20 protein-coding genes and 1 pseudogene are annotated in these 24260 nt (G+C 50.3%); 3 read left to right on the top strand and 18 right to left on the bottom strand.

What is annotated here, in order from left to right:
* Positions 1-11: 11 nt before the first annotated feature.
* Together AC6I8J_RS07805 and AC6I8J_RS07800 are read right to left on the bottom strand one after the other, a co-directional pair.
* Positions 12-251, bottom strand: coding sequence for a hypothetical protein (locus AC6I8J_RS07805; protein ID WP_058956631.1), 240 nt, complete (start codon positions 249-251; stop codon positions 12-14).
* Positions 252-392: 141 nt separating this feature from the next.
* On the bottom strand, positions 393-1382 hold the full coding sequence (locus AC6I8J_RS07800; protein WP_497825230.1) for a sigma 54-interacting transcriptional regulator: 990 nt from the start codon (positions 1380-1382) through the stop codon (positions 393-395).
* A 461-nt stretch (positions 1383-1843) separates the two neighbouring features.
* On the opposite strand from AC6I8J_RS07800, the gene AC6I8J_RS07795 reads away from it, so the two are divergent.
* Together AC6I8J_RS07795 and AC6I8J_RS07790 are read left to right on the top strand one after the other, a co-directional pair.
* Positions 1844-2515 carry a hypothetical protein gene (locus tag AC6I8J_RS07795; protein ID WP_260057996.1) on the top strand — a complete coding sequence of 224 codons (672 nt, stop codon included), beginning with the start codon at positions 1844-1846 and terminating at the stop codon, positions 2513-2515.
* 14 nt (positions 2516-2529) lie between these two features.
* The gene (locus tag AC6I8J_RS07790) at positions 2530-3588 is read left to right on the top strand and encodes a hypothetical protein (protein ID WP_285085839.1); all 1059 of its coding nucleotides are present in this window, start codon (positions 2530-2532) and stop codon (positions 3586-3588) included.
* A 55-nt stretch (positions 3589-3643) separates the two neighbouring features.
* Here AC6I8J_RS07790 and AC6I8J_RS07785 read toward each other — a convergent pair whose 3' ends face one another.
* The 9 genes and pseudogenes from AC6I8J_RS07785 to AC6I8J_RS07745 form a co-directional block, all read right to left on the bottom strand.
* A complete protein-coding gene (locus AC6I8J_RS07785) occupies positions 3644-4702 on the bottom strand; it encodes a transglycosylase SLT domain-containing protein (protein ID WP_497825229.1) in 1059 nt (352 codons plus the stop codon).
* A gap of 178 nt (positions 4703-4880) precedes the next feature.
* Complete coding sequence (locus tag AC6I8J_RS07780) at positions 4881-6881, bottom strand: hypothetical protein (protein WP_497825228.1); 2001 nt, start codon at positions 6879-6881, stop codon at positions 4881-4883.
* 435 nt (positions 6882-7316) lie between these two features.
* A complete protein-coding gene (locus tag AC6I8J_RS07775) occupies positions 7317-7898 on the bottom strand; it encodes a hypothetical protein (protein WP_260058088.1) in 582 nt (193 codons plus the stop codon).
* Positions 7898-8860 carry an Ssp4 family T6SS effector gene (gene ssp4 / locus AC6I8J_RS07770; protein WP_497825227.1) on the bottom strand — a complete coding sequence of 321 codons (963 nt, stop codon included), beginning with the start codon at positions 8858-8860 and terminating at the stop codon, positions 7898-7900. Before ssp4 ends, AC6I8J_RS07775 begins: the two co-directional genes overlap by 1 nt.
* A gap of 308 nt (positions 8861-9168) precedes the next feature.
* Positions 9169-9414 carry a hypothetical protein gene (locus AC6I8J_RS07765; RefSeq protein ID WP_497825226.1) on the bottom strand — a complete coding sequence of 82 codons (246 nt, stop codon included), beginning with the start codon at positions 9412-9414 and terminating at the stop codon, positions 9169-9171.
* A 320-nt stretch (positions 9415-9734) separates the two neighbouring features.
* The gene (locus AC6I8J_RS07760) at positions 9735-9962 is read right to left on the bottom strand and encodes a hypothetical protein (protein ID WP_260057991.1); all 228 of its coding nucleotides are present in this window, start codon (positions 9960-9962) and stop codon (positions 9735-9737) included.
* Positions 9963-10624: 662 nt separating this feature from the next.
* Positions 10625-10771 carry a hypothetical protein gene (locus tag AC6I8J_RS07755; RefSeq protein WP_260057989.1) on the bottom strand — a complete coding sequence of 49 codons (147 nt, stop codon included), beginning with the start codon at positions 10769-10771 and terminating at the stop codon, positions 10625-10627.
* A gap of 799 nt (positions 10772-11570) precedes the next feature.
* Positions 11571-11786, bottom strand: coding sequence for a hypothetical protein (locus AC6I8J_RS07750; RefSeq protein ID WP_260057988.1), 216 nt, complete (start codon positions 11784-11786; stop codon positions 11571-11573).
* A 12-nt stretch (positions 11787-11798) separates the two neighbouring features.
* Positions 11799-13118: pseudogene (locus tag AC6I8J_RS07745) on the bottom strand (RHS repeat domain-containing protein); the annotation flags it as partial.
* Between AC6I8J_RS07745 and AC6I8J_RS07740 the strand changes: the two are divergent.
* Positions 13017-13241: a hypothetical protein gene (locus AC6I8J_RS07740; protein ID WP_260057987.1), complete on the top strand. Its 225-nt coding sequence runs from the start codon at positions 13017-13019 to the stop codon at positions 13239-13241. The pseudogene AC6I8J_RS07745 and the gene AC6I8J_RS07740 sit on opposite strands and share 102 nt — an antisense overlap.
* Here the strand turns inward: AC6I8J_RS07740 and AC6I8J_RS07735 are convergent.
* The 7 genes from AC6I8J_RS07735 to AC6I8J_RS07705 all read right to left on the bottom strand — a co-directional run bounded on the left by AC6I8J_RS07735 (position 13231) and on the right by AC6I8J_RS07705 (position 23878).
* Positions 13231-13608: a hypothetical protein gene (locus AC6I8J_RS07735; RefSeq protein WP_260057986.1), complete on the bottom strand. Its 378-nt coding sequence runs from the start codon at positions 13606-13608 to the stop codon at positions 13231-13233. The two genes, AC6I8J_RS07740 and AC6I8J_RS07735, sit on opposite strands and share 11 nt — an antisense overlap.
* Positions 13605-18059 (bottom strand): glycohydrolase toxin TNT-related protein, encoded by a 4455-nt coding sequence (locus AC6I8J_RS07730; protein ID WP_497825225.1) that lies wholly within the window; start codon positions 18057-18059, stop codon positions 13605-13607. Before AC6I8J_RS07730 ends, AC6I8J_RS07735 begins: the two co-directional genes overlap by 4 nt.
* 3 nt (positions 18060-18062) lie before the next feature.
* Positions 18063-18503, bottom strand: a complete 441-nt coding sequence (locus AC6I8J_RS07725; RefSeq protein WP_260057984.1) for a DcrB-related protein — start codon at positions 18501-18503, stop codon at positions 18063-18065.
* Positions 18504-18520: 17 nt separating this feature from the next.
* Positions 18521-19366 carry a hypothetical protein gene (locus tag AC6I8J_RS07720; protein WP_497825224.1) on the bottom strand — a complete coding sequence of 282 codons (846 nt, stop codon included), beginning with the start codon at positions 19364-19366 and terminating at the stop codon, positions 18521-18523.
* 214 nt (positions 19367-19580) lie between these two features.
* The gene (locus AC6I8J_RS07715; protein WP_497825223.1) at positions 19581-20297 is read right to left on the bottom strand and encodes a hypothetical protein; all 717 of its coding nucleotides are present in this window, start codon (positions 20295-20297) and stop codon (positions 19581-19583) included.
* 214 nt (positions 20298-20511) lie between these two features.
* A complete protein-coding gene (locus AC6I8J_RS07710; RefSeq protein ID WP_497825222.1) occupies positions 20512-21291 on the bottom strand; it encodes an Ivy family c-type lysozyme inhibitor in 780 nt (259 codons plus the stop codon).
* 1 nt (position 21292) lies between these two features.
* A complete protein-coding gene (locus AC6I8J_RS07705; protein WP_497825221.1) occupies positions 21293-23878 on the bottom strand; it encodes a type VI secretion system Vgr family protein in 2586 nt (861 codons plus the stop codon).
* Positions 23879-24260 lie beyond the last annotated feature (382 nt).

Below are 24260 nucleotides of genomic sequence, written 5' to 3'. Positions count from 1 at the left end.
GCCGGAGTCGATTAGTACTGAATTTTGACCTGGGCTGCGGCAGACGCGGCCTGCGCATTACTTTCGGCGATGCCGTTAATGCGCTGGAATTCTACATCGCGATCCATTTTATCGGCCTGGTTTTCCTGCATCTTGTCCATCGCCTGTTGCGAACGGACCATATATTTCGCACCGCTGTAAGCACCGGCAACCTGAGTGTAAGCAGAAGCTGCGTTGGTGATCCCGTTGGAAAGTAAGCTAGCACCTGACATAGTCATTCCTCGCGTTGATGATAGATTGTGTTTGGGTGTTGCCTTCATTAAGTAATAAATGAAGCTATCCGGTTCCATCGCAGAGTAAATATTTATGCAGATTAAGCCCTCTGGCCCACGGCAAGCGAGGGGGGCGATCTGTCAGGCGGTAAGTTTTAACAGCTTCAGGCGATGATAAAGGGTGCGCCTGGGGATCCCTAACTCAAGAATAACATCATCAATACGATTGTCGTGCCGGTTCAGGCAGTCGTGGATCAGGCTGCGCTCAATGCGCCGCATTCTGTCTTTTAATAACACGCGCCCTTCCTGCTTTATCTCACAGCACAGCGGCGGTAAGCCCAGCACAAAGCGTTCTGCCGCCGCTTTCAGCTCGCGGATATTTCCCGGCCAGCTATGCAGCAGCAGGGTTTCATCAAGCGCGAGCGATCCTGGCGGCAGGGGTTGATTCAGACGCAGCGCCGCCTCTTGGGTAAACTGGCGAAACATGGGCAAAATCAGCTCCGGTCGTGATCGAACGGTTGGCGTGGCAATTTTAATTGTGTCGAGGCGAAAGAAGAGATCCCGACGAAAACGCCCCTGAGCCACCAGCTGCGCCAGTGGAATTTGCGAGGCGACGACCACCCGCAGATCCAGTCCAATACTTTTGGTGCTGCCCAGCCGCTCTACCGCGCGGTTTTCCAGTACACGCAGCAGTTTAGCCTGCATCGTGAGCGGCATACTGTCTATTTCATCCAGAAACAGCACCCCGTGGTTAGCGCTCTCAATATACCCGGCGCGGGAACTGCTTGCGCCGGTGAACGCCCCGGCCATGACCCCAAACAGCTCACTTTCGGCAAGTGTTTCCGGGATGGCCGCACAGTTGACCGGCACCATCGGGCCGCGACAGCCGGAAAGTTGATACAGCCGCTGGGCCAGTGCATCTTTCCCGGTACCCGTTTCTCCCTCGATTAAGACATCTATGTTTAACGGTGCAATCGTATTTAAAATCTTATACAGATGAGTATGGATATCGGTTACGGGCTCCGGGTAATCCGCCGAATATGGGCGGGAATCAACCTGCCGTAAGACGTTATCCGCACTCTCCTCATCGACAGTCACCTGGTCTGACTGTGTCCTGTAAAGACGAACCATACATTCTCCATTAGCTTCACATAAGCGCGACTTACATGTGACACGCTGCTCGTTCAGCACTTGTGGATGTTCTGGAAGCAGAGCCTGTTGCAAAGAATTACAAATTTACCGCGGCCTCACTCTCACCCAATCAGGTCATCCCCGCTATCAGTCCAGGATTATTATCTTGTAGGGATAGACGCTCAGTCGGTAAGGATCACCCTACACGAACCAAATAAAAATCTGTTAAAACAACCACATAATTTATCGATGGCAATGCTGCCGAATTTTTACAAATCTGAATCTGCATCACAAAGGGAACATTTTTACTGGAACCATCCCGGGACAACTGCCACTCACAGTGCGAGGTAGCATCAGCCTGAACGGTAAAATTATGCAATCGTCAGTAATCAGGATTGCAAAATGTTACCGCTGCTGCTGCCTAATCAATCGCTGACTTATTAACTCTGAGGAATAAATTTATGAAGATTCCAGGATTTGGTGGTGGAGCTGCAAACGCGAATAAAATCGATATGCCTCCGGCAAATATGCCAGGCAAAACGGGGGGCAGTCCGTCAGGTAAACCAGACTTACCCGATCAGCCCGGAAAATCGTCATTACCTTTTCTCAGTAATGCGAAAACAGGCCCGCTCAATTTTGCCAGTAACGCCTTTGACGGCCTGAGCACGCTGGCTTCGCTGACCGGTTCAGGCGGAGGTCAGAAAAACGGCCAGTCACACGGTGCAAACTCGCCCGACATCCCGTCGGGCGGTGGCTTACTGCAGCAGATTATGATGCTGACAGGTCTGCAACAGCTGTTGGGTGGCGGTAATAAGGCGCAGCAGCCGGAGCAACCAGATACGCCTGCGCCTTCACAGGGCACGAATCACAACGGCAATCCGCTTGAGCAGCTGATGCAGATGCTTCAGCAACTGCTCCAGCAGATGATGGGGATCGATAAAGGTAAAGGGTCAGACAGCGGAGAATCTGGCGGAAATGCACCGCAGGCACCGGCTCAGGGAGCGACTGACAATGGCGGGCAACAGGGCGGAATGATGCAAAACCTGCTGTCACTGTTAGGGCTTTCTTCATTGTTGCAGGGGCTGTTGGGCGGCGGTGAGGGCCAATCTTCCCAGAAAAATCCGCAAAGCTAACGCAGGGGGCCTGTATGGTTATGCCAATACCTGGCGGGGGGGGAATTACCCCCGCTTTTTCACCCGGCAGGCCACTGCCGGGTAACCTGCCATTATCCACTCCCCTGCCCGGCTCTGCGTTCTCAGGGCCGGGCAGCGATTTCCCCATCAGCTACGCCGGTGGGAGCGGAACGCCGCTGGCGGGCCTGACCGATCCGCTCCAGCAGCTTGATCAACTCTTAACGCAGGCTGGATTGGGGGCGCTGGTCGATCCATCAGCCGCTGATGAAGAGACGATGCCCACGGCGTTATTTGCCAGCGAAACAGCCGGTGAAGATACTCCTCAGGCACCGGGCGATGGCGTGCGAACCAGTGAGAAGGATATCAGCGTCAGGCCGACGGAGGAGAATCTGAAGGGTCGCCCACCGGGTGATAACCGCAGCGCCGAACAGATCATTGATGAAAACCCGGTGCTGAAAAACCTCGGCAACCAGAAAGATATCAAGCAGGCGGAGCTAAAAGAGCGTTTCGGCGACTGGACGGATGCCAATAAAGATCCGAAGAGCCGTGCGGATGCGGCGTATAACATGGCCTGCGTGTTAAACAGCATAAAAGGCCTGAATGCGCGCGATGGCAGCGAACGGAAGGAGATCTCAGCTAACGATAAAATAGAGGGCATCACCAAAGATGGTGACGCGCGCCACGGTACCGAGGCGGGTGTGCTCAAGGATATCGCTGAGCAGGGTCTGAAGATGCTGCCGGAGAATAAACAGCTGCCGGAGACCAATGATTCGCACGTTCGTATGGATGGCACCAATAAAGACAACTTCCAGTGGGGCATGGGTGAATTCGGCAAAATATTGTCGAACATCCCGATTCTCAAATCTGTTGCTGCGCCTTTCTTTAACAATATAGGCGAGGCCCGCAACCTGGGTGAAGTCTTTACCGGTGGCCTGAAAGGACTGGCCGAGGGTGGAATGAGCGTGGCGCGTGGGCCGATTGGCTGGGGCATCACCGCAGCGACCGATACCGTGCAGATTGCGGTGGAAAATAGCGGAGGGAAAGGCAAGAACGAACCGCCGCCGTTTGCCTGATGTTGACGTGGCTTATGTCTGTCCCTGTACCCGGTACAGGGACTTTTTTTGCCCCTTATGCAGGTAACGTGCCTTTGCCACTGGCGATAATGTCGGCAAAGTTGAGAACTTTCCCGACATAGGTCGGATCGCCGGTTCCGGTTTTCGAGATATCCGTCAGATCGTTGACATTCACATTCCCCGGTCCTGAGTTATAGGCTCGCAGCCCGGCACCGAGATCGCCCCCAAAAGTTTCCCGCTGCTCTTTAAGATAGAGCGCGCCAGCCATGATGCTGTCTTCAGGGGCAGACGGGCTGGCATCAGGCCCCAGCAGATGCGGGTATCTGCTTTGCAGATCGGCGAAGGTGTTGGAATTAACCTGCATCAGGCCGCTGTCGGAAAGACCATTACCGCCGTTAACGGTAGTCGCCTCTGTTTTTCCGCGTGACTCTTGCCAGATTTGCCCTGCCAGCACTTCAGGCGCCTGGTGAGTCTCTCTGGCGGCACGCATGATAGCCTGCTCATGATCCAGTAACGGAGCAGGTAAATGTAACCCCGACTCGCCTTTTATCAGCGGGACGCCGCCGGATGCTGGCGTCTGCCAGGCAGGCGTGTTCAGTGCTGCATCAGAAGCCGTACCCGGCTGTGGCGCTGTACTGGCCGGAAGCGGTTGCTGCGCAGACGCGGCATCGGTCGGGTTAACTGGCGGTTGCAGAGCGGCGTTAAACGGTGCGGTGAGCGAAGTCCCCCCTTCTGCTGAGGTGCCCGGCATATCGGCACCGCCGCCACGCCCGGCCCCTGCTCCTGCTCCTGCTCCTGCGCTGTTATTTTGCTGCTGACCAGAGAAAAGCTGTTGCAGCATTAATAGCATTTGCAGTAGTGCCTCTATTTGCGGCCCCAGTTGCTGCATCAGCCCCTGCATCTGCATCGGATCCCTGCTGCTCCCACTGTCGGGCGTGGCGGTGAGGCGACTGAAATCCGTGCCGCTCATGGCATCATTGCCAAAGTTAATCGCCTGGCTGCTGCCGCCAGCATCTGACGGGCCAAACGCGGCTATATTTTTTTCATCGAGCGCACTAAAATCAGGCATTTGCGGCTGTATCGGCCCGAAAACCGACCCTGACGAGATATTCATCCTTCTCTCCTCTCAACAAAGCGTCATCATTAGCGCCAGTCAGACTGACGCCTCTTTCCCGCTATGACCGGGGTAGGATTGAGTGGAAAGCGCGAAGCGGGAGTTCCGGACTGCGCGTGAGACAGCGCAAATTCAGGCGTAAAAAAAGCCGCATCGCTGCGGCTTGTAAGGTGTGGCATCAGGACGCTTTTTTCGTCTCTTCAGGCTCTGGCGATCCTGCTGGTCCTCCGGCTTCTGAAGATGCAGATGATCCGGGTGCCTCTGATGCTGCTGCCGATGTCGGTAAAGAGTCTGGCAACGGTATCATCTCCGCAATGCGCTCGCTCATCTTCTCCGCTTCAGCTTCAAGGACGGCGATGATGGCTTCATAGTCAGCCTGGGTTAACTTCTCAGGCTGTGGGCTTTTGATATTCGCCAGCTCCGGGAAGGCGTGCCACCATGCATGAGTATCACCCGCGGTGCGCATCTCTGATGAACGCTCCGGCGGGGTATTACGTAATGGGCCGGAGTTCTGCGAATGCACGCTGCCGCTGTCCGATTCGCCTTCTTCTGACGGTACTCTGGTCCGGGTACCCACACTCGGTGCTGGCGTGCCGTCCGGTGTTCTCGCCTCAGTACCCACACTCGGTGCTGGCGTGCCGTCCGGTGTTCTCGCCTCAGTACCCACACTCGGTGCTGGCGTGCCGTCCGGTGTTCTCGCCTCAGTACCCACACTCGGCGCTGGCGTGCCATCCGGTGTTCTCGCCTCAGTACCCACACTCGGTGCTGGCGTGCCGTCTGGTGTTCTCGCCCCGGTACCCACACTCGGTGCTGGCGTGCCGTCTGGTGTTCTTGCCCCGGTACCCACACTCGGTGCTGGCGTGCCGTCTGGTGTTCTTGCCCCGGAACTTACCGGGGCTCCCTCCTCTGTCGTGTCGGCGGCCTTCGGGTGCAGCTTGTTTGCCACTGCTCGCTCAGCCTCCTGATAAAGAAGACCGAACACCCCCTGTTGCAGGTAAGAATAGGCGTTTGGCAGCAGGGCAGCCGCATTGCCAACACTTTCGCGCGAAACGCGGAAGCTGGATTTGTTCGCCAGATCTAAAGCGGTCTCTGCCGCACTCGTCTTGCCGGAGGTGAAAAGCTTCTCTGCACCCCCTTTGGTCACACGTGCCGCGCCCGCTCCGAGGCCCAAACCGAGCGCTTCCATCGTCTCAGAGGCTACCGCACTTAATGCACTCAGCGTTGTAACACCTTCAACCCAACGTTTTGGCGATTTGGCGTGTTCCCACACTGCATCGAAGTGGCTCCCCTCGCTACTATTCGTGTGCCCGTTGGACAGCGCCTTATAACGATCCTTCCAGTCGTTACGGCCAAATAAAAACTCCGCGCCGTGCAGGTTGTCGTAGTAGTTTTCAACGACTCCACTCAATGCACCGGCAGCGGAAGTCAGGCCAAAACCTGCAATCTGGTTGATGGCATAACCCGGCTTGAGCGCACCCTGTATAATCCCCATCGGCTCTGGCCGCGGTTTATTTTCGGGTAATAGCTGGGTTGCACCGGAAATTCCCCCCGTCACCGGGTTGCGGACGTTAAAGCCCGTCCCGCCCAGCGCCGTCATTTTTAATTTATGTCCAAAAGTCTCGCGTTTTTCTGCCTCTTTTTTCATAAGAGGATTCAGCGCATCCCCATCTGCCTGCATCCATCTCGAATCCTGGATACTGCTACCGATAACCCGCGTGAGCACCGCTTTAAAAGCCACTGCGGTCATCCCTCCCGCTACGCCAGCGACAAAGTTGTGCATGGGAGTACCCGGCTCCAGCTTCATCGCGCTCGCTATCCCCTTACCCACCAGATCGCCAGGTACACCGGAAAGGGCATAGGTCATTCCAATCGCCCCCTTTGCCTTGGCCATGATCATCGTGTCACAGCTGCTAGCCAATTTGAGGACATCTTTTACCTGATCGTCCGTCTGGTGCAATTCATCGTGCAGCTCGACAGCGATTCCCTGCAGATATTCACGCACGTCCGGTCCGCCTTTACACGCGTTATGCAGAGTCGTGGTAATACGACTAATCTCCGCTGAACGAGCCCTCTCAGCAGGGGTTGTAGCAGTGACTGCGTTAGTTGATGGCCCACCGCGCGTGGGCAGTTCAATCGTTTCGTGATGTACAGGGGAAAGTGGGCGTCTAATTCCATCCATAATTCTCACTCCGCCAGGTTATGCCGGTTATCAGTCACCGGTCAGTTGATAACTTGCGAAATGAGCTACTCACCCCGCAACCTCAGGGTTGAGTGATGCGCGAGCGAGCCGGGTTTCAAATCAGGAGTGAACTTTTAGTATTTTGTGATGTGCATCACAATTAGCTGAATGGGGAGCGATAGCACGCGGCGCGGGTTCAGCGACGGATAAACGGCGTTTCGCACTGCAGGGTAATCTGCCACAGTCTGTCACGGATCATCTGCCTGAGTTGCAGAGTGGCCTGCGACTGTGGCTATAAACACAGATCCGCGGAGTGGCTTGCTAGCTCTCCTGCAGCAGGGGTTAACTTTCCCAGATGAAGCGGAATCTTACCTGAGTGTCTTGTATGAAGGGTTGCGGAACGGCTGTTCCGCAATAACAGAACACGGACAGAGGTTATTTCATGCGACGCTGCCGGGCGACGCTGGCGAGGCGTTGTGTCCGGCAATAAATGGCAAACAGGATGAAAGCCTGCCCATTAAGTATCCAGCGAGCACCTACCAAAGCCGCGAGTGCCAGAATCAGCCACAGGCCCGAGTGGCTACCCATAACTACGCTGTAGCTCAAGAGTAAAACGGTCGATATAAGCAACATCGCACAGACGCAAGCCAGCCCCGCCACACCGGCTGTATGGCCTCGCGCAAGCAGGTAACTGGCCGTGAGTATCGCGCCAATAACGACGATTGAGGGAACAAAAAAACTCAACGCATGTATCTGTGGACTGAGCGGAGGTAAAGCGTGCAGAAACGTCAGCAAATTAAATGCAAATGCAATCAGCAACAGCATCAGCACTATCGCAACCGGGAAGCCGTTTTGCCTGGGAAGCGACTCAGCAGGCTGTTTAAAATAACGTTCAAGCTCTGTAGTGGAACGGGCAAGTATCGAATTATCCTGCCGTGCGATGACCTGATCTATTTCGCGACCATGTTGCAGTAGTTCAGTGATACTTCGCCCGACAAGCCATGATAGAAATTGCATTAAAATACCGCCAGTGATTGAATTGTCCCCACAATATAGCGCCCGGAGCGTGGCACATTACCTGGAGCAGCAATGATACCACTGACAGCACTGCCTGCCACAGCAGCTGCGCTCGTTACGACCTGCGCGAGTTGCTTAACAAGTTCTTTTTGCACCGACTCAACAGGGAAACGCTTTGGATAAAGTCCTGCACGGATGGCGGCTTTAAGCTCTTTATTACTTATACCAGGGTTTTGTGCCTTAATGATTAATTCAGTAAGGCGAGCCCGGTCCTGCCTTGGATAGTTCCGGAGCCACTCCGTTGCTTTTAAAGAAGAGACTGATTTCATCGCTCGCCATGTTGCCAGGGCTTCTTTTAACGCACCGCCCACACTGGCTAGTGAAATAAGGTCAAGGGACGTTGAAGTGGCAACGTACCAATCCTGAGAGTCCAGCCACGCTACGTTTTCACCACCGTTTTCGACGAGATCATAAACCCGGTAAATACCATTGACACATTGCACGCCTGTTGCGGCAGCGCCAGCATAACCAATAGCAACAAGCACGCCGCTACTGCCAGCGGTTATAGGCGTTGCTGAAGCACCGATAACCGCCACGCCAGCAGTAATAATCATTGCACCACAGGAAAGCACGGTCGAGGCAATCTCCGTTCCCATTGAGGTTACGCTTACTGCTTCACTAAGTGACTTGCCCGTATTAGACGCTGTGGCTTGCTTAGGCGTTTTGGTCACAATCAGATGTGTAAAGATACCACTTTGACCATTAGGATGACGCTGACCAGGCCGAACAAGATAACGCTGTGCGCCATCTGCATAGATGATGCCAGCCTGATAAAACTCCCGAGTACAATCCATTGCTGCACCCAGCGCTTTGAAATCAAAATCAGGTGCCCCATACCCGGTCATCCTGGCGATGTCATAACCCGGTAAGTTATTCTCGGGATTCATTCCTGGCAGGTTCATTTTATCTCCTTATAGGCTCATAATGATAAAAGAGAATTTTCAAGACATTGAAATTCGAAATGGAAAAAACATCATTATCGCACCAAAACTATATATCAATATGCAGGAAATATAATAGCAAGCTTACCGTTTTTTGATTGCAAAAAAAATAGTTATTCCACCCCCGCACTTCTTGACTCAAAAGCCCTAATAGAGGGTTTGCATGTCACCTGAAAAAATTTTAAAAACAATCGCTCTCTAAATACGGCATTAAAATAGTCAATGTGAAGCAAATCATAACTCACAACTTATTTTAATTAATTCAAGTATCACTGCCAAACATTAAATAACCGCTTCCAGATTTCCATCTCCTCATCTGTAGGAAGACTATAGTCACCCGTAACCTTACGATAATTCATGAAACAAACATCTATGGCCCGCATTGGAACTGTTTTATTCTTCCGGCTCCCATCAATGATAAATTTCATCTCCTCGCAATATGCTTCACTTTTAATCATCCTCTGGAAAAATTCCTCAAGAAAATCTAAAACTTCATTGTGAGAAAATAAATTCATTACTCTCTACCAAATAAAATATCAGCATTACCGAATTCTATTTTCTTTAATCAGAATTTTTCTGTTGAATTTTTTCAGCACCATATTCTGGGTGCTCTTTGCTGAATAGTTCAAGAGGGGTTACGTCTTTATCACCAAACACTTGTGGATGACGCACTTGTGGCATGCCGTTTCCTAAAGTTGTAACATATAAAATTCACCTCTACGGCTGGCATCACTTCATGACTTATCTAAAGGACTAAAATAAATCACTCACCATTGCAATTTACTTATATTTCTTACAGAAGGAATGACACTTAAGCATTTTAAATTTTCAACAATCAAAATTGAGGCCGTCCCCGTCCTTCTCTGGATTGGATAGCAATAATAACTTCATAAGCATCACTTTCACTTTTTTGAGCCCTCATTGCTTCATCAAAAGTTATTTTTGATTCTTTTTCAAACGTAGCTACGGTACCATCGTCATATCGAATATAGTAACCATCGTTTTTCTTTAATATATCGACACCATAACCTGTAAAAATCAAATCACTTTTAATAAATCTCATAGGAATACACTTAAACGTCGGTTAAAAAATTGCATCACTAAGAGGCACTTGATCAATAAAGTCTTCAATCACCCTGCCGGATTTTTTTCTACCATATAAATAATGCTCATCAACTCATGCATTCCTCAAAATGACATCATATATCCAAGAGGTGCGAGTAAGTAATTTCTTATTGGTCACATCCCTGAACTACCGAAATTCAATCCCAGCAAAGGCTCTAAAAAAGCCTTATCATCGAAATAATTTTGAGGATAACTGCCATTATGTTACTATTTTTCAGGTTTTATACATTACATTAATTATAACAGCCTTACATCTTAGCGCATAGAAACTGTATTTAACTTCGCCCACCAGCGCAAATATTTTAATAAGGGTGAAATGTAGGCTAAACTGGGCAAGAAATAATAGATTTATATCGAATTATTGCCAGCAATCTAAAAGATCTCTCCAAAGATTTTTTCTTCTTCCATAGTGGCTACGTTATAGTCATTATATTTCTTTACATATTCTAAAAAAAGTATCTGCATGGGTCTGATAGTTACAGTTTTTTTCTTCTAGACCCCTCGATCAACTCTCTCAACTCACGTAAATAAATCTCATCTTTAACCCTTAATGTAAAATATTCATTAAGATAGTCTAAAACTTCATTATAAGAATCAAGGTTAATTTTTGCCATCTGGAAGAACTTTAATCTCATCAAATATTACTGTTTTTTTGTCAGCAATAAGTTGTTGAACCCCACCCTTTCCATATTCTGGGTAAGCTTCGGTAAATGGTTCAAGAGGAGTCCCCTCTTTATTACCAAACATTCTAGGAACTTTAGCCTGAGGTATACCATTTTCGTAAAGTTGTAAGGTATCAAACTTGCCTATTAATCTGCTATCACTCCATGAAACATCTAAAGGGTTGTTCGGATCAAGACCTTTAATTTTGAAAGCATCACGAGTAGCGCTTCCACTTTCGAATTTCTTGAAACCAAAATAGGTAATTGGCGCAGATTTAGTGTTAAGGGTTGATTCTAAAAATCTGTCTGGTGTCCTACCATCATTTAATTACCTCATGTACCTATAACCTATTTTAGGCCTAGTTTCATTTGGCACTGCATACGCAGGTTCTACTGAACGACTGGCATCCGCTGACTGAGTTTGCACAATAGTTTCTCCCACGGACTATTGATACCTTCCCAGGCATTTTGCCCTTCAGCGTCGGTCAGGACGGTAATAATGGAACCAAAATATCAATTGAATTTAAATACGATAACTTGAGCTAAAAGCATAATTCAAAACATCGTTGTAAAAAACTTTGAAGAATAAACTGCCAATACATCAACTTTCATTTCCTTGATAATCCTTGCCATAATAATTACACTATTATTTCACATGCACTGGAGCATCTAAAATAAGAAATTTTCATTAGTATTAGCTGCATAAAAATAAAAAAACTTTACACATTCATTTGAACTCGAAGAGACATGAATATTTTCGCTACAAAAATTCACCGTAGGGGATAAAGCCCTACAGTGAATATATTCCACATCGATAAAACTTAAAATCTCTTTTCAAATTTAACTACATGCTTAATAAATTAAATATTTTTTCAAAAATTATTTTATTTTTCCCTCGGAACTTTTTTTATTCTACTCCCCAGTGACATTATTACTTCATAAGCATCCTGTTGACTATTTTTAACTTTTCCAGCCTCCTCCTCGCTAATTTCAGCTTCGAGATATTGGGGAACAAGTTCACCAGAGTCGAACAAAGCAATAATTTTCCCATGTCTCTCAACAAGGGTAATGCCGTAATCACTAAAGATTTTTTTTTCCATTTTCAGTACCTACTATTTTTTAAAAACTGGATTAATGATAGCTTCAGACACTTTGACTGGTTCTATAGTAGCCTCTGGTATACCACCTGATGTCCTCCCCCCCGGTAACCAATAACTATTAGCACCAAATTCGTTTCCAGAAGGCATCCGTAAACCTTCTGGATTGTTTATGTCAATTCTGATGGGCGCATCGCCCAAATCCCCAGGAGAGAGACCAAGAGAATGTTCCAATTTAGCAACGCTACCTCCAGAGTTAGCGATCAACTCATCTGCAACTTTTTTAGGCATAACAAAATGCCCGCCTGGCGGTCCAATTTCGGGATATTTAGGATTTATGCCCCACGCGATCTTTGACACCCCGCCTTCGAACTTTGATAAATGCTCAGCCACATAAGCAGGTTCAAGGTAAGTTTTAGGATTAGGGAAAGGATTAGTCTCTTTATTCCTACCGCGAACTGCTTTATAGGCTCTTGCTGCCCATCCTCTACTTGTGAAAACGCCTTTCGTGTTCTTCTGAAATGCATTCCATGCATTCTTACAACTCAACCCCCACGGATCCACCCACCCCAGCGCGTTCGGCGCATACTGGTAGAGGTTGATCCCGCCCGCCAGCCCTATCGGGTCCTGCTGGGTAAACCGTCCGCTGTCCGGATCATAATAACGAAACAGATTGTAGTGCAGTCCGGTTGATTCGGCCCCTGCGGTGCCTCACCCCCCTGGGGCCATCGCTGAAGCGATGTTCAAATTTGCTTATGCAAATTTGTCCCGGTCCAGGTACTGGCCCTGCATACGCAGGTTCTGCTGAACGACAGGCATCTGCTGGCTGGACTCGCGCAGCAGCTTGCCCCACGGGCTGTTGATACCTTCCCAGGCTTTTTGCCCTTCAGCGTCAGTCAGCAGCTCCGGCATTCCGTTGGCCGCATTATGGAACCAGTAAATCTCCGGGCTTTCAACACCATCAATACGGGCCAGCCCATCAATACGGGCCAGCGGCTCATAGCTCTGGCTGTCGCTGTAAACGTAGGTCAGCGGAGTGCCGTCGTGAATTTCCTGCAGCAGGCGGTAGCCTTCCCACACAAAGCGCGTCGTGACGGCGTTCCCCGACGGTCTTCCCTGCAACAGTTGCTGGCTGGTTTTACTGATGCGGCGCCCAAGCGGATCGTAGCGGAAACTCACCTTAGTGCGCGGCTTATTGCGGTCCCGCGGCTCGCTGATCACATCCGTCAGGCGATGCTCACCATCGTAACGGTAGCGCCAGCGGGTGTGACCGTCATCTTTCTCAGTGGTACGGCCATGGATATCGTACTGCCAGCGGATACCATTCAGTTTGGTGGTAAGCTTATTTATGCTCCTCGATCTTACTTACCAAGAAGAATCTTCTTATATTATGAAACACATCATTTAAAAAATCATAAAACCCTAACTAAACCTAAATATTATAAAACTATTGGTTAAGACTTTCATCATCAAACACACCGACAAGATAAGACTCATAGCGAGTAGGTTGTATTTCCTTATAAGTAAAAACAACTAAAATGTCGTGCAAACCATTTGAGCATTTTTTTTCTGAAACTCTCAGCGGAATGTTTTTATATCTAACCTCCTGGATTTCACCATCCGTAAATTTCATCCCTTTAATATTTCTGACTATATTTTTTCTTTTCTTTTCATCATACGTATCTAAATCCTCTGAATTATATAACCCAAAATAAACTTTACCATTACAGCAAGGACAAGATATTTCCGTATGATTCTTTAAGAATTCATCTTCAAATCCATCATGGATTAATGTCTTTTTTTTCTGATAGTTAACTATTTTCATACCTTCCTCAAAAAGCCATTTTCGACTAATTTATCAATGCTAAAAAAGGTTTCATGTTGAGTTCCAAAACCCGGCTGCCCAAACCAAGGAATGGCTGGTCCACTATCGACCGGCAATGGTTTCATCACCTCATAAATCGAATAGGGTTTATTCAGCGTGCTTGATTGTAAAGCCCTGCCCTCAAATGAAGAGCCAACAGGAGAAATAAAGCTACCACCATCATGGAACCCTTTATCATCAATCCAACCACCATAACGATCAACTAAAGTGCCAGGTTCAAGAGTTATTTTTGTTGCTTTAACAAAACCACGGTTAGGGGGCCAAGCTCCTTCACCCATGAATTGCTCTAATGCTGCCCAGTCTTGTTTTTTCCATAAAGCATATGCTTTGGATGCTTGTGACCTTGAAGTAAATTGTCGATTATTCGACTTTTTCTGGAACTCATTCCATTCGTTTTTACACCTACTCAGCCCCCACGGATCCACCCAACCCAGCGCATTCGGCGCATACTGGTAAAGGTTGATCCCGCCCGCCAGCCCTATCGGATCCTGCTGGGTAAACCGTCCGCTATCCGGGTCATAATAACGAAACAGATTGTAGTGCAGTCCGGTTTCCCGATCCAGGTACTGGCCCTGCATACGCAGATTCTGCTGAACGACAGGCATCCGCTGGCTGGACTCACGTAGCAGTTTGCCCCACGGGCTGTTGATCCCTTCCCAGGCTTTTTGCCCTTCACTGTCAGTCAGCAGTTCCGGCATCCCGTTGGCTGCATTATGGAACCAGTAAATCTCCGGGCTTTCCACGCCATCAATACGGGCCAGCGGTTCATAGCTCTGGCTGTCGCTGTAAACGTAGGTCAGCGGAGTGCCGTCGTGGATTTCCTGCAGCAGACGGTAACCTTCCCAGACGAAACGCGTCGTTACGGCGTTGCCAGATGGTCTTCCCTGTAACAGCTGCTGGCTGGTTTTACTGATGCGACGTCCCAGCGGATCGTAGCGGAAACTCACCTTTGTGCGCGGCTTGTTACGGTCCCGTGGCTCGCTGATGACGTCCATCAAGCGATGCTCACCATCGTAACGGTAGCGCCAGCGGGTGTGCCCGTCATCTTTCTCAGTGGTGCGGCCATGAATATCGTACTGCCAGCGGATACCGTTCAGTTCGGTGACGCGGTTATGCATGACGTGGGCGGCAGTATGGCGATCCAGCGGGTTACCTGCGCCATCCCAGCGCCACTGTTCATTACCCGGCTGCGCACCGTCCTGAGACAACAGCCGGCCAGCGTTATCGTAGTTCCATAATGTCTGGCTGAACGGATTATCGTCACGCTCTTCACGGATCAGGTTGTTGCCGTAATCGAAGTCGCGCCGACGGGACCAGACGCGCGGTGCAGGACGCTGCGAGTCGCCTTTGAACACGTCACGGCGGCGCAGTCTGCCTAACCGGTCATATTCACTGCGCATTGTCAGGCCGCCCTGCGTGCGGCTCAGCTCCCGGTGCAGCGTGTCACGGGTAAAATCCGTGACCGGCAGGTTATCTAACGCGATGCTCAGCAGATGGCCGCTACCGTAATAAAGCTGCTTCAGGTTGCGACCATCCGGCAGCGTCAGGGCCGTACAGTTACCCAGCGCGTCATATTCCCACGCCAGTTCGCCCTGCTCCCCCTGTTCAGCCACAATGCGACCCAGCGCATCATATTTAAAGGTAATCTCCTGCTCGGCCTGTTGGCTCCACTCGGTGTCAGACAGCGGCAGATGCTGCGACACTTTACCCAGCTGGCCGCCACCGCTGTAGTGATAGCGCGTCTGGCCTTCCGGCGTGGTCCGCGCCAGCAGTTGCCCCGCACGGCTCCAGTGATAGCGATGGGTAATGGACTGAGGATGTCCGGCGGCAAAGGTACGTGATACCGTGCGGCCCGCCGCATCATAGTCATATCGCGTGGCAACACCATCCAGCCCGACCTGGGCCAGCAACAGAGAATCTGCGCCCCACTCGAACTGATACTGCTCGCCGTTCTCATTTTGCAGCGCCGTCAACCGGCCACGGCTGTCCCAGCTTCGCTGAACCGTCTCACCCTGCGCATTACGGTTGGCAATCAATCGCCCGACATTGTCGTAACGGAATTCACTGCGCTTGCCATCAGCCGACTCATAGGCCAGCGGCAGTCCATTTTCACTCCAGTGCAACCGCTCTTCCCATCCTTCTGCGCGTTTCAGCTGAAGAGGACGGCCTGCGGCATCATAGTGATAACGGGTTTCTTCACCATCCGGCGCGATGATACAGCTGAGCCAGCCCAGGGGATGATAACGGTAGCGCGTGGTCAGCCCTGAACAGTCGGTTTCGCGAATAACCTGGCCGGCATCGTTAAACTCGCGGCGGTAGCTGTTACCTGCTGCGTCAGTCTCCTCGACAACCAGTCCGAACTCATCCCGCTGATAGATCGTGCTTTGCCCGAGCGCATCAACAACACGTTCAAGGCCGTGATGGGGATCGTAATAGTATTTCGTTGTAGAACCGTCTGCTCCGGCAACAACCGTGGGCAGCGAACGGTGTGACAGCCATTGCACCGCCTGCACACCACCGTCAGCATCCTTCTCTTCAACACGGTTGCCCAGATCGTCATAGGTGAAGCTCACCGCGTTGCCCAGCGGATCGATGCGACGCGTCAGGAGTTCGTTTTCATCCCACTCGTAGCGCCACTTCTCGCCGCGCTCGTCGATAAAGCAGGTGATGAGGCCCGCGGCATTCCAGTGGTGTTCGCGCTGCTGACCGTCATAGGTCGATACACGCGTAATGCCCGCCTCAAGATCGTAATGCATGTGGCAACCATCACCGCTGTTGGTGCGGTTTTCTACAACGCGCCAGTGATCCAGCTTCTGCCAGCGATATTCACTCTCCAGCCCGCCCAGCAGTTGGTGCCAGACCATCAATCCATCATCGTTGTAACGGAAGCGTCGCGAGACAACGCCTGCGGCATCAGTAACGCTGGCAAGCTGGCCCCGATCATTGTAGGTCCAGCGCGTGAGAGGCCAGTGCTGATCGCCATCAAAATGGCTGGCTGATGTCGGACGCCGCGCGTGCTGTTTGTCGTCGTAGTGCAGCGTGACGTCAATCGCCAGCGGCGCGTCATGGATACGTACCAGGCGGGCCTGTTCATCCCAGCCCATCTCCAGCGCATTACCGTACTCGTCGCTCAGCGAGGCCAGGCGCAGCACCTGAGGATCAGCGGCCGTGCGTCTGTAAAGACGCCATACCGCACCGTCGTCATCGGCAATGGCGATATCGCCAGACGCGTTGCGGCGTACCATCAGCCCTTCGCTGATGCTGTAGAGCACCTCTTTGTCACCGGGAACGTCAAAGCTCAGCTCGCGCCCGTTGTCATCAAACCAGGTTGCCCGATTTCCTTCCAGCGTCAGGTAGCTGTCAAACACCGTGGCCCAGCCCTGACCAAACAGCCCAGCGCGCTGGGTCAGGCTGTTATAGCTGCGCTGAAAACTGAGCGGGAAACGTCCGGGGAGGGAAAAATCACGCTCGGCATCATCATTAAGGACTTTGACGCCGGTCGCCGCATGAACCGGAAACAGCGACGAGAAGGCCGCGTTAATAGCCATGTCCGCTGCCATACCGCCCACGGCACCGGCCAGCGCGCAGGGCATGTTTTTCAGGATCTGACTGGGGCGACCCCGGATAAGCGAAAGGCCGATCATCATCACGGCCAGGCCTGGCACCTTGCCACTTTTGATCTCTCTGACCGTAACGGTTTCACCTCCAATGATGACATTGGGGGAAACATCGTCACTTACGGTGGCATCACAGGTGGTTTTATCCTTTGCGCGCACCGCTGGCTGGCCATTGATAAAGACGCTTTTCGAACCCTGAGCCAGATATTGCGGCGCACTGTGCTTTTCACAGGCCACTTTATCCTGTTCCAGCGGAGAGGTGCCCGCATCGGCGGAGGCGACCGTGGGCTGCCACATTGCACTGCCAAACTGGCCGACCGCAGACAGCAGCATGCCGCCGTAGTCCGCAAAGCTCTGCGGCGATTGCGGTTCGGGCGGTGATGTCTCGCCGGGCGTGAGCATTCCGGCCGCGCGAGCAGCTAAAAGACCATTAATGTGAACATTCTCTGATCCACTGGCGATCATACCGGCTGGTGACGGCGGGAATATCATGTCACCCAGACCCTCGGCCGCTTTAGTGATGTCATCCGAAATGCCCGCAGCATTCGCTAATACACCGCCAATAATGCCGCTGAGCAAACAGCTGGAACCGATAGCGGCAACGCCGGCCGCAGCCATGCCAGCCCCCAGTAAGGGCGCAGCCAGGGTTGCCGCCGCCCCGACTGCGGCACCAATGACGGCATAGGCCGCACCTTCAGCCACAATGCTCGTGATATCAGCGAAAATGCTGGAGTGAATGATCTCGTCGCCCACGCGGGCCGCAGGGTTATCCATAGGTTAAGCTTTCCGTGGATTGTTCAGACTCAGGCTTTGTTTAAAAGCACTCCAGCGCTGTCCGTCTTCTTCATTGAACGGACGCATCGCGGAGAGCGTAAAAATCATAAAAATGTTTGAGTCAGGCACCTGTGTTGCCAGCTGTTTCTGCCACACCTCTTGCCCGTTACGGTCAAACATGGTCTCAACTTCGATTGCGTGTAAGGTGTTGTCCACACCAGCCATCAGACGCACAAATTCACTCTGCTGAATGTGCCCCATCTGACTCCGCAACGTGTCCCACTGACGCTGGAATTCTTTTTCCGCATCACTGCCCTCAGAAATAACACCACGGCTTATAACCCATGCCAGCCCACTGACTTCGTCGCGGAGAATATTCATGGTGGTGTCCTGCCAGGCAGCAGGAAAAAGCGCAAAGGCGCCCTCATTGAATTGGTAATTCATATTGGGTGTCCGTTTTATTAATGGGTTATGGCGGGTGGAATCAGGCTATGGAATTCGCCATCAACGTTATCGGCATTAGTGAGTAGCTGTGTATTATCACGTGCAACTTTAATTTCAAAAAGTCGATGCGTAATATCAGGATCGCCACCGCAACTGCTATTGTGATTATGTTCACGAACCGTGATGACATAGAATGTTTTATCACTACTGTCGTCGAGATCGTACCGCAGGCATTTATCATCGAGGCTGGTCAGGTGCCAGGTATGGATCGCTTCCGTTGCAGCGCTCAGAGCCTGGTCAGCGCTGATTTCGCTTTGCTCTGCATCCAGGTCGGTTTTTAGCATGATGCAACTGACCTTCCCCTGGTCAATCTGGAACATTAACTGTTTCCCGCCCGACTGATAGACAAGCCAGTGCTGATTATCACTGTTATCTTCTTTGCCGGATCCATAGGCTTGCTGAACCTGTTCCAGACTATCGCCCACCTTTATATTTCGGGCTGTCGGCACGCTGGCACTTCCCAGAAGGATCTCAGCCAGAACCGTGTGGCTGGCATCTCCGACCGCCGCCGCGCTGAACAACTCAAAACCGTCATAACTATGCTGGTAGTAGTTGTACTGCTGATTGTTGATGTCCACTTCTCCGGCCAGAACTGAACTCAGGGCTTTGCCTGCGCGTACAAAATTCTCATTACTCCAGGCCTCACCTGGAGTGAAAGCATAGTCGTTCAGCAGAACGGAAAAATCGCCCTCGTTAAGAGCGGGAACAGACGATTCCGTGGCGGATTCAGCCCTGGCAATGCAGGATAAAAGCAGGAGGACAGGCACAAGTATAAGGCTGGTGAAAAAACGATTTACAATCATTGTGTTTTATCGGGGTTGGCAATTAAAAATAAGAAAAAGCATTCATTCACTAATGCAACGTAATTAAATTGACTCAATAAAAAATATACAGATCAATAATATGCGTGAGGTGGAGACGAAACATCACCACATCAATAAAATATCATAATATTAATCAACGTTATTATTATCATCTGAAGCGCAAAAAACTCTTAATTGAGAATAATGAAAATCATCACTCCCACTTACCACTTTGCTCTACAAGCGTTTTATTCCCCTGCGTTACTTTTAACGCAAGCGGATTAAAGCTCACAATATAATCTACGCCGCTATTATTGAAAATCATTCCATCAGCTTTATTTGAGTTGACAGGCTGCGTGGTTTTACCTTCAAGAGTGATTTGTTTCCCATCTTTATTTCTGAGACCTAAGTATTTAACTTTATTACATACAGTATAAAACTCTCCGCAACCATTCACTAAAGTAATGGTAAAATCATCTGTCGAGAAAATCTTCATGCTCGATTTTAAATCTCCCTGGTTCACTTCTTTATCGAGCGCGTAAGTTTTTGGAGCATAAAACTCGCCATTCTCAGGGTCTTTTGCTAACTTCCATAAAACTTTATTATCTTTAAGCTCTAAATTTGCTTTACCCTTGACTCCGCCAAATGAAGAATCAAATTCAATTAAAGCTTCCTTACCATTTGCAGTGCCTATGAGATTGCTGTCATCACCCTCAGGACAATCTATTTTGTTTCCACCCCGGGTAATGTAACAATAACTACCCGTTATGATATTATTATCCTGCTTTAATTTTAATGTTAAAGTGGAGTATAACGATCCATTATCATTTTTTTCTTGACCACTCCACTGACCAGTAAAGTCATCAGAAGCAAACAAAGATAATGAAGAGATTGACAGCAAAACCGCTAAGCTAAATCCAACTTTATTCATTTAATTAACCTTTAAAACACAGACAATCATTAACCCTATTAATCCAGCCGTTAAAATTCAGTTAATTATGGACTATAATTGAAAGCAGCAAACTTTAACAAAAAAGTAACATTATTTCAAGATTTGCCATTTAAAAAGATATCATTTGCAGATGGTTTGCAAACTTCGTCTATGATGGTGCGCATACATGACGCACCATCACGCAGAGATTTAATTACTTGGAATCATTGTTCCACTTTCCGTCTTCAGATAGCACGATTTTATTATTAACGACAACCGTAAGATTACTAATTACATTGTTAATGATATAGGTTGCATCATGATTGCGGAATTTATAACTCAGAACCGGGCAGGAAGCTTCACCACAATCACTTTTCATGGCTTTGCCTTTTAATCTGACAACAGCCCCATCTGATTTTCTTACACCCTCATAACTAACGTCATTACACTCCGAACCCACAGCGCAGAGCGACGTTATTCTGATTTTAAATTTCGCCGTCTCAAAAAATTTCTCGCCATTGCTTTGCATTTGTTTTTGGTTTTTAGCGGGAGTATCTGAGTGTTTTTTATCAAAACGTTTTGCCCAACTCGCAATATCTTCCTGCATATTATTATTTGCACGATCATTGCTTACATAGTGTATCTTATCATCTTCAGGTAGCATCCATGCAGCATAGACTTTACCATCAGGCTGTATAACAAATGCTGAAGCCTGCTCAAGATAAAGATCTTTTAACCAGCCCTCAACGAATATACCACCGTTTGCTGTTTTGTGAGGCTGGCCAAAAACATCAAAATTCTGGCTAAAGTCATTGTACTCGCCACCTAAAACAGATTTCAAACTGGAAACGACTTTCTGGTCATTAAAAATAGTTGAAACACTATTCAGGTTATTATACTGAGAATAAGCTGCCTGGGTATCCGATGCTGTTGCAATACCTATTGTGCCACTTGTAAAAAAAACCAGAAAAATTAAATTAATAAATAAATTCATTTTATTCACCTGAAAACTTTAAAAATTCAGCAGCTTCATTAGTATAGCGCTTGGTCAAACCGTTCGAATAATGATCCCACCAGTTATATGAAACACCGTTTTTCACCGTAGTCGTTGAACCATATATAGCCTTGTCATAATTCAATCTGGCGCTGACAAGGTCATTTTGGAATTCAGAAGAACCCATTTTTTCAACATAGTCAATAGATTTTTCAGTGAGTTGTGAAGATTTGACGATATCATCACCACTCATAGAATTGAGTATAGCCTGAGCGCCACCCACTCCTCTCATATGAGCTAATGACATAACGGCCGCTTGTTTTCCTGGATCACTAAAATTAAGCGCCCCGGCTTTTTGGGCTGTCTGGTTCATATATTTTGAAACCACTGCAAATTCTTCATCGCTACCCTGTCCATACTGTTTCCTGGCGGCAGCGATATCTTTATATGCAGGCCCAAATCCTTTTCTGAAACCATACATTTCCGGTACACCCCCCTGTTCACCACCCGCACCTTCTGACTTCATAATTGACCGGACGACACTATCATCAAGTTTCTTCGGATCACCCGCATTTGTATTTTGTTTTAACGGCGCAGCCGCCCCTTTCGCCGGGGCCGCCGCAGCCTTTGGTGCAGCGGGTGCCGCCTGCCCTTTCTGCTTCGGCGGGAACAGGTTATCTACGGCCTGACTGATGTTCTGTTTATGACTGGATCCCGGAGCACTCGTGCCCGGTTTCGCACCATCCGTATTCAGGTTCAGTTTGCCGCCAGAGGTGGTGATATGACCATCGCCCTGCACGAAAATATTGAACCCCTTGCCGACGATATTAATCTGACCATTCGCATTGAGTTCGATAGCACTCTCTCCGCATTCAAAACGAAGCTTAGTGCCCGACCCCACGACGTAAGTATCAACCACCGCATCGAGTTTGCCCTTACCGGTCAGCCGCTCTTCGCCCCCTTTCACTCCGTGGACGCGGTTAGTTTCGACACGGTAGAGCTCATTGCCGCCCGCGTAATGGCTGTGATTGTTGGCAACTGAATGGCTGGCGTCATTTTTTACATGCGTATCCATGTTCTTCTGCGCCTGAATCCACAGGTGTTCCTCACCCGTCTTATCCTCAAACCTCAGCGCGTTCGCGGTGTCCGCAGTCCCATCCTTCGACCGGCTTAGAAAGCCCATCTGCGTCGCCGCCGCCGGCAGCGCCCACGGTGGCATGCTTGCCTCGTTATACACGCGGCCAATGATCAGCGGACGGTCCGGATCGCCGTTGATGAAGTCCACCACCACTTCGTCGTTAACACGCGGGATCTGCACCCCGCCGAAGCCTTGTCCCGCCCAGGCGCTGGAGACGCGCACCCAGCAGGAGCTGGTGTCGTCGCCCTTCGCCAGCCGGTCCCAGTGAAACTTCACCTTCACCCGACCGTAGCGGTCGGTCCAGATTGACTCGCCTTTCGGCCCGACCACCTTCGCGGTCTGCGGGCCGTGCGTTTTCGGCCACGGCGTCTCCGGCGGCGTGCGGTAGGTCACCGACGACGGCAGCACTGAGAAGCTGATGTTGTGGCGGCTGTCGCCGGTGTCGCCGCTGGCGTAGGAGTTCTCGGCAAAGTCATAGGTCGCCGAGGTCACCAGGTACTCGCCGTTGTCGCTGAAGTGCGGCGCGTTGATGATCGAGAAGGTAAAGCCCGGCGCGATGCCGGTGGCCGTGCCCGACCCGCTGACGCTGTGGTGCTCCGCCTGCCATACCTCCTGACGGATGCGCGCGTAGGACTCGCCGTGGCTGTGGTCGACAAAATGGCCCGGCCAGTCGTAAACGTCCACCGAGCCCGGCACCGGCGACGCCGGGTTCTGGCGCGCCTGCAGCATCCAGGCGTTCGGCTTGCGGAAGTCGTAGTCGTCGGTGCTGTAGATGCCCGGCGTCACGCTCTCCGCCAGCGACCACTGGCTGATGCCCTCTTCCGTGACCACGCCACCCGACTGCGTGACGTGATAGGCGATGGTCTCATAGCCCGGAAACGCCTGATGCTGGTCCGGCGCGTCGCACAGCACCAGCGTATGTTTGTCCGCCTCGTGGCGGAAGAAGTAGTAAATCCCCTCCAGCTCCATCAGGCGGCTGATAAAGTCCAGGCTGCTCTCCTGATACTGCACGCAGTACTCCCACACCCGGTAGTTGCCCGCCAGGCGCGTCTCCACGTTAACCGCGTACTCCTTCAGCAGCGTCTGCACAATCTGCGGCACCGTCTGGCTCTGGAAGATGCGCAGGTTGCGGTCGCGCCGCATCGGCCACAGGTCCGGCTCGACCGTCAGCTGGTAGACTGCGTAGCGGGTGCCGCTCAGCTCCTGGCTGCGCACCGCCACGCGGGTGATTTTGCCGTTGAGGTAGCGCGGACTGAGCGCGCTCATCAGGCCATCGGTCGGCAGCGAAAAGGTCACCGGCTTGCCCAGCAGGGCGTGACGATCGATGCGCGCGTCGGTGGCCAGCAGTTCAGCGGTGAGCACAAACGGACGGGACAGCGTCTCGGTGCCCGTGAGCGTGTGGAACAGCAGGCCGTCCGCCGGCAGCTGTGCGGTAATGCGTGAGAACATGTTTTTTTCCATACAGACAGAACTGACAGTGAAGCGGGTCAGTAAATGTGGAAGGTAAAAGATTTTTTATTTAAAGCATTTTCTGATTAGAAGCAATGGATTTCAGGATGAAATTATTTATCAAAAATCCCGATTAAAAAAACGAGAAACATTTATGAACATGGTCAGCGCAATAATTTTTTAGTCAACATGTTTTTTGGATGTCAACCAGAAAACACAAGGAGAAAATTCTTTTTTGAATAATTTTAATTTATAAATAACGAACAATGCATTATTACTCAGATCAAGTTCAGCGAAATGTCTTTACAGTTTAGTGAATGTGATTAGAAACCACTTCAACTTCAATCTTTTTATTTCTAAAAAAATCCCATACCTCAGATAT

The sequence above is a fragment of the Pantoea sp. X-Soil-ISGK-355 genome (assembly GCF_059730805.1).
Note: the sequence above shows the minus strand (reverse complement) of the source record. Positions and strands in the feature narration are given on the sequence as shown.

Bases quoted from the DNA above. Each gene is read 5' to 3' on its own strand.
- AC6I8J_RS07785 (WP_497825229.1), bottom strand. From the start codon at position 4,702: ATGAATATCTCGTCAGGGTCGGTTTTCGGGCCGATACAGCCGCAAATG.
- AC6I8J_RS07740 (WP_260057987.1), top strand. From the start codon at position 13,017: ATGCTCACCATCGTAACGGTAGCGCCAGCGGGTGTGACCGTCATCTTT.
- AC6I8J_RS07710 (WP_497825222.1), bottom strand. From the start codon at position 21,291: ATGAATTTATTTATTAATTTAATTTTTCTGGTTTTTTTTACAAGTGGC.
- AC6I8J_RS07705 (WP_497825221.1), bottom strand. From the start codon at position 23,878: ATGTTCTCACGCATTACCGCACAGCTGCCGGCGGACGGCCTGCTGTTC.
- AC6I8J_RS07735 (WP_260057986.1), bottom strand. From the start codon at position 13,608: ATGAAAATAGTTAACTATCAGAAAAAAAAGACATTAATCCATGATGGA.
- AC6I8J_RS07805 (WP_058956631.1), bottom strand. From the start codon at position 251: ATGTCAGGTGCTAGCTTACTTTCCAACGGGATCACCAACGCAGCTTCT.
- AC6I8J_RS07755 (WP_260057989.1), bottom strand. From the start codon at position 10,771: ATGTTTGGTAATAAAGAGGGGACTCCTCTTGAACCATTTACCGAAGCT.
- AC6I8J_RS07775 (WP_260058088.1), bottom strand. From the start codon at position 7,898: ATGCAATTTCTATCATGGCTTGTCGGGCGAAGTATCACTGAACTACTG.
- AC6I8J_RS07760 (WP_260057991.1), bottom strand. From the start codon at position 9,962: ATGAGATTTATTAAAAGTGATTTGATTTTTACAGGTTATGGTGTCGAT.
- AC6I8J_RS07790 (WP_285085839.1), top strand. From the start codon at position 2,530: ATGGTTATGCCAATACCTGGCGGGGGGGGAATTACCCCCGCTTTTTCA.
- AC6I8J_RS07720 (WP_497825224.1), bottom strand. From the start codon at position 19,366: ATGATTGTAAATCGTTTTTTCACCAGCCTTATACTTGTGCCTGTCCTC.
- ssp4 (WP_497825227.1), bottom strand. From the start codon at position 8,860: ATGAACCTGCCAGGAATGAATCCCGAGAATAACTTACCGGGTTATGAC.
- AC6I8J_RS07725 (WP_260057984.1), bottom strand. From the start codon at position 18,503: ATGAATTACCAATTCAATGAGGGCGCCTTTGCGCTTTTTCCTGCTGCC.
- AC6I8J_RS07730 (WP_497825225.1), bottom strand. From the start codon at position 18,059: ATGGATAACCCTGCGGCCCGCGTGGGCGACGAGATCATTCACTCCAGC.
- AC6I8J_RS07765 (WP_497825226.1), bottom strand. From the start codon at position 9,414: ATGAATTTATTTTCTCACAATGAAGTTTTAGATTTTCTTGAGGAATTT.
- AC6I8J_RS07780 (WP_497825228.1), bottom strand. From the start codon at position 6,881: ATGGATGGAATTAGACGCCCACTTTCCCCTGTACATCACGAAACGATT.
- AC6I8J_RS07750 (WP_260057988.1), bottom strand. From the start codon at position 11,786: ATGGAAAAAAAAATCTTTAGTGATTACGGCATTACCCTTGTTGAGAGA.
- AC6I8J_RS07795 (WP_260057996.1), top strand. From the start codon at position 1,844: ATGAAGATTCCAGGATTTGGTGGTGGAGCTGCAAACGCGAATAAAATC.
- AC6I8J_RS07715 (WP_497825223.1), bottom strand. From the start codon at position 20,297: ATGAATAAAGTTGGATTTAGCTTAGCGGTTTTGCTGTCAATCTCTTCA.
- AC6I8J_RS07800 (WP_497825230.1), bottom strand. From the start codon at position 1,382: ATGGTTCGTCTTTACAGGACACAGTCAGACCAGGTGACTGTCGATGAG.